We start from the raw sequence: 14,427 nt of genomic DNA on the forward strand, positions 1-14,427 counted from the left end.
TTAAGCATTCTAGTTGAAAATAGTAATATAGTTACCGATAATAAGTAGGATAGTACATATTCTGAGAGGGGACTTAAGAGATGGAATTCAAAGATAAAGTGGTACTTATAACAGGAGCAGCAGGCGGAATCGGGATCGCTGCTGCTAAGAAGTTCGCAGCAGAAGGAGCTAAACTTGCTCTTGTTGATCTTTCACAGGAAGCGCTGGAGAAAGCTGCAGCATCCATTGATGCAGAGAAAATCTTGTTGGCAGCAAATGCTGCGAAGGAAGAAGACGTAATAGATTATGTTCAGAAAACCAAGGAGCATTTCGGAAGTATCGATGTGTTCATCAATAACGCTGGAATCAATGGAGAATTCAAAAATATCGTTGATTCAACTGTGGAGAACTTAGAAAAGGTATTGGCTGTCAATGTAGTAGGTGCCTTCCTTGGATTGAAACATGTATTGAAAGTGATGACAGAACAAAAAAGCGGCGCTGTCGTAAATACCGCTTCCAACGGCGGATTGCTTGGTGCTCCAGGTATGAGTGCTTATATTGCTTCGAAGCACGCACTTATCGGTATCAACAAAACAGCAGCTTTGGAAGTGGCAGACTATGGCGTACGTGTAAACGCTGTTGCTCCATCTGGTGTGGATACAGCAATGATGCGCTCTATTGAAACAAATGCTGCTCATGGACATGAAGAAGAAGCTAGAAAAGGCTTTGAAGCGAGTGTACCGATGAAGCGCTATGCTACTGCGGAAGAAATTGCTGATTTGATGTTATTCCTATCTTCTGAAAAAGCATCATTCATTACTGGTTCTTATTACCGAATCGATGGCGGACAAGGAACAACATCTGCTTAATTTTAAAACACGCCTGTCATATGGCAGGCGTGTTTTTTATATGTGTGTATAACGATGGATCCGAATTAGCATGTAACTCTTCTTTAGCGAGGATAGTTTCTTCCAATTCGCGTAAAAATGTTCTAGCTACGCGGGAAAGTGTATTGTTTCCGTGGTACACATAGCCGAAGGAATAGGTCTGAAAGAAAGGCGGAGCAAAATGGAGCAGTGTGATGTCTTTGCTTCTTGATAGTTCGGCATCGGTCCGGAAGGCATAGTCGAAGCCAATGTTGATAGCTGTTTCATTCTCTACCATATTTCGTATGGTCTGTACATTGTTCGTGGTGAACAGGATATCATATTGAAGCGATTTGAACTGGCGCATAAATGCCTGTATGTAAGCATCATTATAAAGTACAATCGGCTGTTTAAGGAGCATCTCTTCGGTGACTAATTCTTCCTTAGCCAAAGGATGTTGGTTATTGACGGCTGTCACCATATGCCCATCAAGTAATTTCTTGAAGACGAGATTACGGTATTTTTGGACTTCCTTTTCTGTATAAATGACAAGTCCGATATCGACAGCTTCTGCCTCTACTTTTCTCATGATGCGTTGTGATGTGTGCTCAAATAGAGAAGCTTTAATATTTGGATGAAGCTTGCGGAAATTTGAAAAAAGCTCTACCAGAATCTCCATAGGTCCGGGAAAGCTTGCAATTTTCAGTTCTCCATTTAGTGATTCCGTGTATGTCTCTGCTTCTTCAGTGAATTCCTGCAGCTTCTCTAAGACAGCCTCCGCATGCTGTATAAGCTTACTACCTTCCTCAGTTGGCGTCGTGCCTGTACGCGAACGACGGAAAAGGCTGATATTCAATTCTCGTTCCAGGTTGGTCAGCGCCTGGCTCAGTGCAGGGAGTGTTACATGCTGTTCGGCAGCAGCTGCTTTTAATGATCCTGATCGTGCGATAGCTACTATATATTTCAATTGTTCGATAGTCATGTCTATCCCTCATTCGTTTAGTTAAGCAAACGTTTATTTAAGTTAAATAACCCGAAATTTATTATATCATTTTCCAGCAGTATACTAGGAATGTAGAAAGAAATGCTGTAAAAAGGGGATGGAACAAATGAAAGCATTACGTTGGCATAATCAGAAGGATGTTAGAATGGAAGATATTGAGGAACCTGTTATCAAACCGAATCAGGTGAAAATGAAGGTTAAATGGTGCGGTATTTGCGGAAGCGACTTACATGAGTATCTTGGTGGACCAATTTTCATTCCAGTTGATAAACCGCATCCACTGACTGGTGAAGTGGCTCCAGTGACAATGGGACATGAATTTTCTGGTGAAGTAGTCGAAGTAGGACCAGAAGTGAAAGGTTACCAGGTTGGCGATCGTGTTGTTGTGGAACCAATCTTTGCAACACATGGACACCAAGGTGCATATAACTTGGACAAGCAAATGGGATTCCTCGGACTTGCTGGCGGTGGCGGCGGTTTGAGCGAATATGTTGCGGTTGATGAAGAGCTTCTGTTCAAGCTTCCGGATTCTTTAAGCTATGAGCAAGGCGCATTGGTAGAGCCTTCTGCAGTTGCGTTGTATGCTGTACGTTCTAGTAAGGTAAAAGCTGGGGATAAGGTAGCTGTATTTGGTTGTGGTCCAATCGGGTTGCTGGTTATAGAAGCTTTGAAAGCAGCAGGTGCAACTGAAATTTATGCAGTTGAATTATCACCGGAACGTCAAGCAAAAGCGGAAGAGTTAGGTGCGATTGTCGTCGATCCAGGTAAGGTGGATGATACAGTTGAGGAAATCAGAAGATTGACTGATGGCGGTGTAGAAGTTGCCTTTGAAGTAACGGGCGTACCAGTCGTCTTGCGTCAGGCGATCCAGTCTACTGATATCGGCGGTGAAACGATGATCGTCAGCATCTGGGAGAAACCAGCCGAAATCATGCCGAATGATATTGTTATTCAGGAACGTTCCATTAAAGGTATCATTGGTTATCGTGATGTATTCCCGCAAGTGCTTTCCTTAATGGAAAAAGGCTATTTCTCAGCTGAGAAGCTAGTCACAAAGAAAATCAAGCTGGATGAAGTGGTTGAAGAAGGATTCGAGAGCTTGATCAAAGAGAAGAACCAAGTGAAGATCCTTGTTCAATCTGAACAATAAGAAAGAAAAAGCGGATGCATGAGCATCCGCTTTTTTTATCTTATCTAAAGATCTTGTCGATTGCTTCGATATCATCTACTGACAGTTTGACGTCGAGTGTTTTCAGGTTATTTAGTACTTGTTCCGGACGTTTTGCTCCAGGGATGATTGCATCAATGCTGTCTCGTGTCAGATACCAAGCCAGCACGACATGAGCAACCTCTGCATCCTTCTTAGAAGCGATACCCCGCAGTTGATCTACTTTTTTCAAATTTTGCTTGAACGCTTCACCTTGGAACAGTGGATCATTCGCACGCAAATCATCAAACTTCGTATTTTCGTCGTATTTACCGCCAAGCAAGCCAGAAGCAAGCGGGAAGTAAGGCACGAAGGAGATATTATTTTCAGTTGTATACGGAAGAAGATCGTTTTCTGCACCGCGTTTGAACAGATTATATTCAGACTGCAATACATCTACATAACCATCAATGTTAGCTTCCTTCAGCTGTTCGATTGAGAAGTTGGAAACACCAATGCTTTTGATTTTGCCTTGATCCTTCAATTCCTTCAGTGCACCGACAGCTTCCGCTTTTGGTGTACCTTCGTCAGGGAAATGGATGTAGAACAAATCAATATAATCTGTTTGCAGACGTTTCAATGCGTTATCCACAGAGTCCTTCAGGAATTGCGGAGAGTTGTCCATCAATGTTTCGCCATTGATAATTTTGTGAGCAGCTTTGGTTGCGAGTACGATGTCATCCCGTTTTCCGCTTTCCTTGATAACCTGACCAACAAGCTCCTCAGATCTTTCCGGACCGTAGATATAAGCTGTATCAAAGAAATTCATCCCATTTTCAATCGCTTGGCGGACAACCTCCTTGCCTTGTTCCTCATCTAGATTTGGATAGAGGTTGTGGCCTCCGACTGCATTCGTACCGACTCCGATCGGGTTAACATACAAGCCGGATTTTCCTAATTGCACACGTTCTGTCATTTCTCGCTCAGCTCCTTTTTTAAGTCTGTCTTAACTGTAGCAAATTCACATGGTGGTATGGAAAAGATTTGCTTGAATAAAACAGAAACCGGGACAGCTATGCTGTCCCGGCTATTTTTAGCCATGTGCCTTTTGTTCATTCTCTTCTGTTTGCTGAATTCGCTTCTTCCAAGGCCAGAACGCCCATTTACCAAGAATTGCAGTAATAGCAGGTACAAGGAAAGGACGGACAAGGAAAGTATCGAGCAATACACCAATTGCAGTAATTGTTCCGAAATGGACAAGTATTTGAATAGGCAGTGTTGTCAATACAGCGAATGTTGCTGCCAGAATCAACCCGGCAGACGTGATAACACCGCCGGTATGGGCAACACCGTCTGCAATAGCTTGTTTAAGCGGCATCGTCTTACTGCGTTTCCAAATGCTTGAGATCATGAATATATTATAGTCTTCTCCAAGCGCAACGATGAACACGAAAGCATACAGCGGGATGAAGCCTTGAATTGCTTCGACACCGAATCCGTAATGCAATATAAGCCAGCCAAGCCCCAATGCACTGAAGAAAGAGAGCAAAACGGTTGCGACCAAATAGATTGTTGCCGTTACAGATCGCAGATACGTGAGTAATAACAGGGTGATAAAGCCGATAACGATCGGAATAATCCACTTTTCATCATGCTTTGTCACTTGCTGTGTATCATACTGTTCTGATGTCTGACCACCAATCCAAACACTATCAGTATTACCGGTTGTATCCGATACAGTTTCTCTTATGTCAGGAATGTGGGCCATTGCTTCATTTGAGTAAGGATTTTCATCCAGCTCGAGTTGGATGCGTATCAACTGATCGTTTGATTCTGACTGCTCCGGATCCATAACAGTAGCTACATAAGGCAGCTCTTCTAGAGCAGCACGGACAGCTTCTGGATCATCTGTCTCAGTAATAACAGAAACAGGTGCGAGTTCACCGGCATTGACGTGATCTGTCAGTATTTCAAAGCCTTCTTTTGACGGCATATCATCCGGGAAAGATGACAGCGTATCATACGTGTACGTAATACGGGATGAGATTCCGGCAAGAATTCCAAGAACTACGAGTGTAGCAATGGCTATCTTCCATGGGTGACGGATGACAAGTCTGCCCACGCTATTGCCAATTTTATTATGTGGCTTCTTCGTACGAACTGGCTTTCCTTTTTCTTTCGCGCGTTCTTCCTGCATATCCTCAGTTCTTGGAATGAACGGGAAGAAGGATGCACGTCCGATGATTGTAAGCAATGCTGGCACGAGCGTAAGACTTGCAAGCAGCATGATGAAAATGGCGATGCCGAATGGAATAGCAAACCGGTTAATTGATCCATAATCAGCAACAAGCAGTACTAGCATAGCAACGATGACGGTTAGTCCGCTCATTGCAATTGCACCGCTAGCAGATGATAGGGAACGAACAATTGCTGTTTTCTTACTCTTCATTTCCCATAGATTTTCCCGGAAGCGGGTGATCAGGAACAAGCAGTAATCGGTACCAGCACCGAAGAGCAGTACGGTCATGATCGCAAGCCCTTGAGAATCAAACGAAATCAATTCGGCTTTTCCTAATGCACCAAGAATCGGGCTGATAACTAAATAAGCAAAACCTACGCCGATAAGCGGCACGAGCGCCAGTATCGGAGATCGATAGATAACGAGAAGGAAGATAAGTACGATCAGTACGGTTCCAAACAGAAGCGTCGTATCTCCTTGAGAGAAGAGGCCGACAGCATCAACGGAAATACCAGCAGGACCAGTTGCTCGGACAAGCAGATCGCCGCTATTCAAGTCTTGTTCAAACGGGTTCTGCGTGAATGCATCATTTGCTGTATCTTGAATTTTTTTAAGACCAGCTTCGACTGTATCTGTTGCTGTTCCGTTATCAAATAGGATTGGCATGACGAGCGTCGTACCGTCATCGGAAAGCTGTTCTTTTAATGCTGGCAGGGGGATATCCTGAAATGGTGTTACGGTCGCTGCTTCAATGTCAGCCTCCTGCAAATCAGCACTGAACTGCTGGATCGATTGCAAGTCTTCATCTGTAAGGCCATCCTCCTGATACCAGGTAAGCAAGGCGGGCAGACCGCTGTTATCAGAGAATTCTTCTTCAATAATACGGGCAGCTTCCTCACTGTTTGTGTCATTGAGGAATGTTTCGGCTTGCTCGTCCTCCTGTGAATTTGCTTGCGGTAAGGTTAAATTTAATACGAGGGCAAGGACAATCCAAGCAGCCAAGATAATCCACCGCCCAGATTTGCCGCTTATAAAAGCGCCTAATTTTTGCATGAATGGTTCCTCCTAAATAATTTATCAACTGATAAGTTATACCCAAAAAATAAAAGATTATGCACATAATCTTTTATTTTTTCTGGATTCCATCAAAAAGTATGTCTACAAGCATCTTTGATTTCTTGTCTGCGAACGCACGCCGGGCTTCATGATCCTCTTTGGATGGAGGCAGAAAGGACTTCATCATCTCGAGGACGAAAAAGGTTAGCTCCATCGGGGGAACGGTAGGTATCGTTTTGATGTCACCTTTGGCAATTCCTTCTGTCAAAGTCTGCATCACAGGATTGAAGTAACTGCGCAGCCACCAGTCCTGAATCGTTTTCCGATGTTCTTCATCAATCTCGTATTGCAAATCATGAAACATCTGTGTCATGTCACCTTGATGGTTCATAATCATAAAATAGGCTATTTGACGAATACGATCCTTGCTGTTGGCGTGATCCTGAAGTACATGTGTCATCGCTTCCTCCGTCTGAACCATAATGGAGCGGACGACTTCCAGATATATAGCCTGCTTGTTAGGGAAATGATGATATAAAGCAGGCTGGGTAATCCCGCATTCCTCTGCTATCCGGCGAGTTGAAATTGACCGGTAGCCATGTGTCATGAAAAGCCGTTCAGCTGTCGCGATAATATTGCGCTGGGTTTGTTCAGCGGAAACTTCTTTTTTTCTAGCCATAGTGCCTGCCCTCTTTAATAACTTATCACTTGATAAGTTAACTCATTTTGTTTAGAAAAGCAATGATTGTCTTACTTATTGTAAAATAGAATATAAAAAGGGGGTAGTGATATGGGGAGAAAAGGGTTATTTCTTTCCGTTGCCGGCTTAATTGGAGGGTACACAGCGCTTGTTGCGACACTTGTGAACAAGGAACTAAGGCAAATGAAAGCCTTCACGGAGGAAGAGACGATCAGCCGGGAAGTGGAGGCTGGGCGCTACAACAAAGCTGCTTATGATGCAATGCGTAAAGAGGAGTTCAGTGTACCTTCAGGTGAAGGAAAGATTTACGGTACACATTATGTAGGAGATCCCGATTCCCGGCATGTAATGGTCATCTCGCATGGAGTAGCTGTAAACAAATATAATTCCATTAAATACATGAATGTATTCCTGGCCCTAGGTTTCAATGTCGTATTGTACGATCAGAGAAGACATGGACTTTCCGATGGCAAAAGTATTACGTATGGCTACCAGGAAAGGCATGATCTTGCCCGGGTGATTCAATGGACGAAGGAAAGATATGATTACGACTTGAAGCTTGGTGTGCATGGCGAATCAATGGGGGCAGCAACTGCTTTGCTTTATGCAGGCACAGTGGAAGATGGAGCTGATTTCTATATCGCTGATTGCCCTTACAGTGATTTTGCAGAACAAGTCGCCTATCGATTGAAAGTCCAATTCCATCTGCCGCGGCAAGTGTTTCTGCCAGCTGCAGAATTAATCGTGCGTAAGTTGGATGGCTACCGTTTCCAGGATGTCTCTCCGATTCACTCGGTCGCGAATATCGAGAAACCGGTTCTTTTTATCAGTAGCTTGCCAGATTCCTATATTCCCGTACAAATGACGAAGGATTTATACGCGAAGAAACAAAGTGGCTACAAGCAACTGCATCTGTTTGAAAAGGGTGACCATGCGATGTCACTAGCCGATAATAAGCTGGAATATGAGCAAGTCGTAAAGCAGTTTCTGCAAGAGATCAACATAAAAGCTCAGCCTGTCAGCTGAGCTTTTTATATGTCGAAATATAGCGTACTATTCTTCTGTGCTATCAATTGCTTTCCATAACCTTCAGATGCTACCATAGCTACTGTAAGCGGTTTCCTATAGTCTATCATCTTGCATCACGACGCTTAGACAAAACTAGAATACAATCTGAGGAGGATTTCTATGAGTCAATTAGCAGCAGGTATGCACGAGAAAGTGGAGCGTTTTCTGAATGGGACGAAGAAGCTGTATATCAATGGGGAGTTCGTAGCGAGTGCGACAGAGAAGACTTTCGATTCGTATAACCCAGCAACTGGCGAAGTACTCGCGACTGTTTATGAAGCGGGGGTAGAAGATATCGACCGTGCAGTGAAGGCAGCGCGACTTGCATTCGATGAAGGCCCTTGGTCGACGATGACGGCAGCAGAACGAAGCAGAATCATGTACAAGCTAGCTGACTTGATGGAAGAAAATGCAGATGCACTTGCCCAGCTCGAGACATTGGACAATGGGAAACCGATCAGGGAAACGAGCAATGCGGATATTCCGCTGGCGATTGAACATATGCGCTACTATGCGGGCTGGTCGACTAAGATTGTCGGACAGACGATTCCCGTCAATGGCCCATACTTCAACTATACAAGGCATGAAGCACTCGGTGTGGTAGGACAGATCATTCCATGGAACTTCCCGCTATTAATGGCGATGTGGAAGCTTGGAGCAGCTCTCGCAACCGGCTGTACAGTTGTACTGAAGCCTGCCGAGCAGACGCCATTGTCTGCACTATACTTAGCAGAACTAGCAGAGAAAGCAGGTTTCCCAGCTGGTGTTCTCAATATCGTACCTGGATTCGGGGAAACGGCAGGTCAGCCGCTAGTCGATCATCCTCAGGTTGATAAGATAGCATTCACGGGATCCACAAGCGTCGGGAAACAAATCATGGCGAATGCTTCCAAAACGTTGAAAAGGGTAACATTAGAACTTGGCGGTAAATCACCGAATATTGTTCTGCCAGATGCAGATCTAACAAAGGCAATTCCTGGTACATTGAACGGTGTAATGTTTAACCAAGGACAAGTCTGCTGCGCTGGGTCACGTGTTTTTATCCAGAAAAAGCAATTTGATAATGTGATCGCGGATATGGCTTCTCATGCAGAGAAAATAAAGCAAGGTGCTGGTATTCATGCAGATACAGAAATCGGTCCGCTTGTATCATTGGAGCAGCAAGAGCGAGTGCTTGGCTATATTGAGAAGGGAAGAAATGAAGGAGCAGAGCTCATCACTGGAGGCAGTAAGCCACAAGAGCAAGGCTATTTTGTTTCGCCGACAATCTTCGCTGATGTACGTGATGAAATGACAATCGCCAAAGAAGAAATCTTCGGGCCAGTCATCTCAGCGATGCCTTATGATGATTTGGATGAACTAATTCGCCGCGCCAATGCCAGTGAGTACGGTCTTGCAGCAGGGGTATGGACGCAGGACGTCACAAAAGCACATTATATTGCAAACCGTCTTCGGGCTGGAACAGTATGGGTGAACTGCTACAATGCTTTCGATGCTGCCTCTCCTTTCGGCGGATACAAACAATCTGGTATCGGCAGAGAAATGGGCTCGTACGCGTTGAATAACTATACAGAAGTAAAGAGTGTCTGGATCGGGATGGAATAATGTAAAAGAGCCTGCGCTAGTTGGTGCAGGCTCTTTTAATACACAAAAAAAGCATAGCCAAAGGCGTATGCTTAAAAGTGTTTACGATACCATGCAGCAGCTGCTTGGACCTCTGTATGGGTCAGGCTGTGACCGTTACTTTCCCAGTGAATGGATGCGTCAGCACCAGATTCCCCAAGCATCTGCTCAAGCTCTATTGCTTCAGATCTCGGGCAGATTGGATCGTTATCTCCAGCAGTAATGAACACAGGTGTTCCTTGCTGCTGGGCAAGTGTGATATTTCGTCTTGGTACCATTGGATGATGCAAGATTGCTCCTTTGAGTGAAGCAGTGTAATGATAGAGGAGGCTGGCGGCAATATTTGCACCATTGGAATAACCAATTGCGATAATATTGTCTCGATTGAATTCGTATTTCTCCGCTGCTTCATCTAGGAAGCTGCGCAGTTCTTCCGTGCGGAAAATCAAATCCTCTTCATCGAAAACACCTTCGGCCAGACGTTTGAAGAAGCGCGGCATGCCATTTTCGGAAACATTTCCCCGTACGCTCAATACGGCTGCATCAGGATCAATCATGTCGGCTAGCGGCAAAAGATCCTTTTCCGTTCCGCCAGTACCGTGCAGCAGTAAAAATGTCGGTTTGTCTGCTTGTTTAGCAGCTTTGAAAACGTGTATCATGTTTATTCCTCCTTTTATTTGTCAGTCGAATTACCCTCAGCATACAAGCCTAATGTTTTAATATGTTCAATGACTTGGGCTTTTTCATCATCGTCAAGACCTGCTAAAATGCTGTGGATCGCTTGTTCATGCTTCGGAAAATAGTCTTCCATGAAAGCGCGTCCTTTTTCCGTCAAAGTTGCGAACGTGATGCGTCGATCGTCAGGACAGGGGCGTCTTCTGATCATTTCTTTTTGCACAAGACGATCTACTACATAAGAAATGCTGCTACTGGATAACAGGACTTTACTGCCAATTTTCTGGATCGGCTGATCTCCTTTATGGAATAGCAGTTCCATCACAGCGAATTCCGTCAAATTGATTCCTTGCTTCTTAATATCTTCCTCGACCCGTTTCTTAATGGACTGGAGTGCTCTTGTCAGTACAATGAATAACTTCAACGATAAACCTACGTTATCAGATGCCATAGTCTTTCACGCTTCCTTTTTATCTCGAATTCGAGATAATTATATGCAATAAATGAAAGAATGTCAATAATGGGGAGCCGGAAACCGGCTCCTTGTTTATTTTGCTTGTTCTTCATACAGTTTTGCGATTTCAATGATAACCTTTGTTGCTTTTTCCATATTGTCGACGCTAATATATTCAAACTTGCCATGGTAGTTTTCGCCACCTGTAAAGACATTTGGTGTTGGCAAGCCTTTATAAGAAATTTGCGACCCGTCTGTCGCACCGCGAATTGGTTTGATCACTGGTTCGATGTCCAGGCGCTTCATCGCATCTGATGCGATATCAACGATTTCCATGACTGGTTCGATTTTCTCGCGCATGTTGTAATATTGGTCATGCATATCAAGTTGGATGCTCTTGTCGCCGTAGTCTGCTTTGATTTCGGCAGTGATTTCTTCAAACAATGCTTTTTTCGCTTCAAATTTGTCTCTATCATGATCCCGAAGGATATACTGCAGCTTTGTCTGTTCGACGTCTCCTTGGATAGAAAGCAGGTGGAAGAATCCTTCACGTCCTTCTGTATATTCTGGTGCTTCATCCTCTGGCAGCTTCTCATGGAATTCCATAGCGATCTTCATGCTGTTTACCATCTTGTTTTTGGCTGTTCCTGGATGTACGTTGTTACCGTTGAAAGTAACTTTGGCTTGTGCACCATTGAAGTTTTCATACTCCAATTCACCTAGCGGACCGCCATCCATTGTATACGCGTATGTAGCACCGAAAGCTTCTACATCAAATTTATGCGGTCCACGGCCGATTTCTTCATCTGGTGTGAAGGCAACGCGGATTTTGCCATGCTTGATTTCTGGATGCTGAATCAAATATTCCATAGCCGTCATAATTTCTGCGATACCTGCTTTGTTATCTGCTCCAAGAAGCGTTGTACCATCTGTCGTCATGAGCGTATGTCCTTTATAGCCAGGCAATTCAGGAAATTCAGCTGCGGACAGAATCACATCAAGCTCTTCGTTGAGTGTGATATCATTTCCGTCAAAATTCTCAATTACTTGCGGATTGACATTGTTACCAGTGAAATCTGTCGCTGTATCAACATGTGCCATAAAACCGATAACTGGTACATCTTTGTCCGTTGTAGCCGGCAGTGTTGCCATCACATAGCCATTTTCGTCAATTGTGACTTCTTCCATTCCAATCTGTTTCAGCTCGTCAACAAGCATATTTGCTAGCTCAAGCTGTCCCGTTGTAGAAGGGGTCGTTTCGATATCTTCATTTGATTGTGTATCCACTTTTGCATATGTAGTTAGGCGGTCGATCAATGTTTGTTTCATCAACTTCATCTCCTTGGAGTTTATATTACTAGTTTAGCATGAAAGGTATACACTGAAACAGGTGCTGCATGCGTGTATAATAGGGAGAAAAAGAAAATGGGGGAAACGTTATGCATATTGTCGTTGTGGGCGGCGGAATTGCCGGAGCCAGCACAGCCTATCATTTGGCCAGATCAGGAGCCAAAGTGACGATAGTCGATTCAAAAGCAAAAGGGCAGGCTACCGCTGCTGGAGCAGGTATCATTTCTCCTTGGCTGTCAAAGCGTGTAAGAATTAAACCTTATTTCAGCTTAGCCAAAGCAGGCGCTATCTATTATCCTGAGCTGCTTGAGATGCTGAAGGAAGATGGTCAGCAAGATGTGAGTTATAAGCAAGTGGGAGCATTGTATGTGAGTGCGAGTGATAAAAGGCTGGATGAACTGGAAAAACTTGCTTACAAACAGCGGGTTGAGACACCTGAAATCGGGGAAATTAAAAGACTAAGTGCAGAAGAAGCGCGGGTTAAATTTCCACCATTGCGAGAAGATATGACAGCTCTCTTTCTTGAAGGCGCCGCACGCGTTGATGGACGGCAGCTGCTTCAAGCTTTACTGGAAGCAGGAGAAAAACACGGTGTTCGGTACGTGCAGGGAGATGCGACTTTGCTTCATAAAGGAAACAAGGTCACTGGTGTACGAGTTAACGAGGAAACAATTGAAGCAGAAACTGTTGTTGCTGCTGCTGGAGCGTGGATCAACAAGCTGCTGGAACCGGTTAATATTAAACTTCCGGTAGAGCCGCAAAAAGGGCAGATCATGCATATGCATGTCGACGCTGATACAAGCAACTGGCCTGTCATCCTACCGAAAAGCAGCCACTATCTGCTCGGCTTTGATAACGGAAAGGTTGTGGCGGGTGCTACGAGAGAAGTGGGCTCTGGTTATGATACAAAGCAGACGGCTGCAGGTATGCAGGAAGTGTTACGGGAAGCATTGAAGGTTGCGCCGGGTCTTGCAGATGAGGAAGTGACGGAATTCCGCATCGGTCTCCGTCCAGCAGGTCCGAACCCATACCCAATTCTTGGTCCAGTGAAGGATGTTGACGGACTTCACTTGGCTGCAGGATTTGGTCCTGCTGGGCTCAACCTTGCACCATTTTCAGGAAAGTTGGTAGCAGAGGTAATACTTGGACAGACGCAAGACTTGGATATTACACCGTATTTATTATAAGCTAATAGTAGCATGAAACAGCATATGAGCGGACAGAGGGGAGGAAAGAGATAGCATGTTGCGGAGAAAAAGAGCTTGGGTTCTGGGTGTCATCATTTTGGCAATCGGAATCCTGCTCCTCATCGGCAGTCTCTTTTCTTCTGAGATTAGAGCATTTATGGCAATTGATCAAAGCAATAAACAGCCGAATATACCCGAGCCGGAAAATGTCGTAGCTGTGAAGGATATTGCCTATCCGACCGAAAATTATGATGGCAAATTAGACTTCTATTATCCTGAAGAGGCCGAAGGAAAGCTCCCGATCGTCATCTATATCCATGGAGGCGGATGGATTGGGGGCGACAAGGAAGCCCAAAATCCATTCACGATGTGGATTGCATCAAAGGGCTACCTGGTAGTGAACGTAAATTACGGGCTGGCACCGGAATATAATTTTCCGACACAGCTTTATCAATTGAACGATGCTATCAGCTTTGCATTGCGGGAAGCACCCCGTTACCAAGGTGATACGGAACAAATATTTATTGGCGGGGGATCAGCGGGTGCAAACCTTGCCGGCATGGTTGCAGCAATGGCTACCAATCCAACTACAGAATCAGTGATTGGCGAGAATTCAGCACTTCAGCCGGATCAGATTCGGGGTACACTGCTTTACAATGGTGTATTGAACTTGGAGGATGCTCAGCAGACGGGCTTCAACAATATGACGACATTCTTGTGGTCATATACAGGTAATAAAAATTATTCGCATGACCCGCGGCTGCGAGATATGTCTCCCGTCTTTCAGATTACGGAGGATTATCCGCCTACTTTCATTTCATCAGGTGAGTCTGATAAACTGCACCCCCAAAGCGTGGAGATGGCAGATGAACTAGAGAAGGAAGGGGTGGAAGTAGAGAGGATGTTCTTTGACACTTCCCATCCGGCTGCCGGTCATGAATACCAGCGAAAATTATATTTGGAAGAAGCGCAATACAGCTTTGATCACATGATCGACTTTTTGCAAGCACATTCGGAATGACCTCAGGTTAGAGCCTGGGGTCATTTTTTATTTTAATACTCCATGGAATTTCCTGTAAA

General features: G+C 44.5%; 13 protein-coding genes. 6 read left to right on the top strand and 7 right to left on the bottom strand.

Annotated features, from left to right (window positions below; all coding sequences use genetic code 11):
- Window positions 1-80: 80 nt before the first annotated feature.
- Window positions 81-848, top strand: a complete 768-nt coding sequence (locus tag CHH58_RS08835; protein ID WP_095227707.1) for an SDR family NAD(P)-dependent oxidoreductase — start codon at window positions 81-83, stop codon at window positions 846-848.
- A 16-nt stretch (window positions 849-864) separates the two neighbouring features.
- Here the strand turns inward: CHH58_RS08835 and CHH58_RS08840 are convergent, their stop codons facing one another.
- Window positions 865-1,827 (bottom strand): LysR family transcriptional regulator, encoded by a 963-nt coding sequence (locus CHH58_RS08840; protein ID WP_095262390.1) that lies wholly within the window; start codon window positions 1,825-1,827, stop codon window positions 865-867.
- 127 nt (window positions 1,828-1,954) lie between these two features.
- On the opposite strand from CHH58_RS08840, the gene CHH58_RS08845 reads away from it, so the two are divergent.
- A complete protein-coding gene (locus CHH58_RS08845) occupies window positions 1,955-2,998 on the top strand; it encodes a 2,3-butanediol dehydrogenase (RefSeq protein WP_095227711.1) in 1,044 nt (347 codons plus the stop codon).
- 40 nt (window positions 2,999-3,038) lie between these two features.
- On the opposite strand, the gene CHH58_RS08850 is transcribed toward CHH58_RS08845, so the two are convergent.
- From CHH58_RS08850 to CHH58_RS18770, 3 genes are all read right to left on the bottom strand, one after another.
- Complete coding sequence (locus tag CHH58_RS08850) at window positions 3,039-3,971, bottom strand: aldo/keto reductase (RefSeq protein ID WP_095262391.1); 933 nt, start codon at window positions 3,969-3,971, stop codon at window positions 3,039-3,041.
- A 117-nt stretch (window positions 3,972-4,088) separates the two neighbouring features.
- The gene (locus CHH58_RS08855) at window positions 4,089-6,287 is read right to left on the bottom strand and encodes an MMPL family transporter (protein WP_095262392.1); all 2,199 of its coding nucleotides are present in this window, start codon (window positions 6,285-6,287) and stop codon (window positions 4,089-4,091) included.
- A gap of 73 nt (window positions 6,288-6,360) precedes the next feature.
- Window positions 6,361-6,969 (bottom strand): TetR/AcrR family transcriptional regulator, encoded by a 609-nt coding sequence (locus CHH58_RS18770; protein ID WP_095227717.1) that lies wholly within the window; start codon window positions 6,967-6,969, stop codon window positions 6,361-6,363.
- Window positions 6,970-7,080: 111 nt separating this feature from the next.
- On the opposite strand from CHH58_RS18770, the gene CHH58_RS08865 reads away from it, so the two are divergent.
- Complete coding sequence (locus CHH58_RS08865; protein ID WP_095227719.1) at window positions 7,081-8,016, top strand: alpha/beta hydrolase; 936 nt, start codon at window positions 7,081-7,083, stop codon at window positions 8,014-8,016.
- A 162-nt stretch (window positions 8,017-8,178) separates the two neighbouring features.
- Window positions 8,179-9,663: an aldehyde dehydrogenase family protein gene (locus CHH58_RS08870; RefSeq protein ID WP_095262393.1), complete on the top strand. Its 1,485-nt coding sequence runs from the start codon at window positions 8,179-8,181 to the stop codon at window positions 9,661-9,663.
- 71 nt (window positions 9,664-9,734) lie between these two features.
- Here the strand turns inward: CHH58_RS08870 and CHH58_RS08875 are convergent, their stop codons facing one another.
- From CHH58_RS08875 to pepT, 3 genes are all read right to left on the bottom strand, one after another.
- Window positions 9,735-10,340: an alpha/beta hydrolase gene (locus tag CHH58_RS08875; RefSeq protein ID WP_095227723.1), complete on the bottom strand. Its 606-nt coding sequence runs from the start codon at window positions 10,338-10,340 to the stop codon at window positions 9,735-9,737.
- A 14-nt stretch (window positions 10,341-10,354) separates the two neighbouring features.
- A complete protein-coding gene (locus CHH58_RS08880) occupies window positions 10,355-10,807 on the bottom strand; it encodes a MarR family winged helix-turn-helix transcriptional regulator (protein ID WP_095227725.1) in 453 nt (150 codons plus the stop codon).
- Between the two features lie 96 nt (window positions 10,808-10,903).
- A complete protein-coding gene (gene pepT / locus CHH58_RS08885) occupies window positions 10,904-12,139 on the bottom strand; it encodes a peptidase T (RefSeq protein WP_095227727.1) in 1,236 nt (411 codons plus the stop codon).
- Between the two features lie 110 nt (window positions 12,140-12,249).
- Here pepT and CHH58_RS08890 point away from each other — a divergent pair, with 110 nt between their 5' ends.
- Window positions 12,250-13,347 carry an NAD(P)/FAD-dependent oxidoreductase gene (locus tag CHH58_RS08890; RefSeq protein WP_095227728.1) on the top strand — a complete coding sequence of 366 codons (1,098 nt, stop codon included), beginning with the start codon at window positions 12,250-12,252 and terminating at the stop codon, window positions 13,345-13,347.
- Between the two features lie 55 nt (window positions 13,348-13,402).
- Entirely contained in the window at window positions 13,403-14,368 is a 966-nt protein-coding gene (locus CHH58_RS08895) for an alpha/beta hydrolase (RefSeq protein ID WP_095227730.1), read from the top strand.
- The last annotated feature ends 59 nt before the right edge of the window (window positions 14,369-14,427 follow it).

It is taken from the genome of Terribacillus saccharophilus, assembly GCF_002272745.1.
GTDB classification, from domain to species: domain Bacteria; phylum Bacillota; class Bacilli; order Bacillales; family Amphibacillaceae; genus Terribacillus; species Terribacillus saccharophilus_B.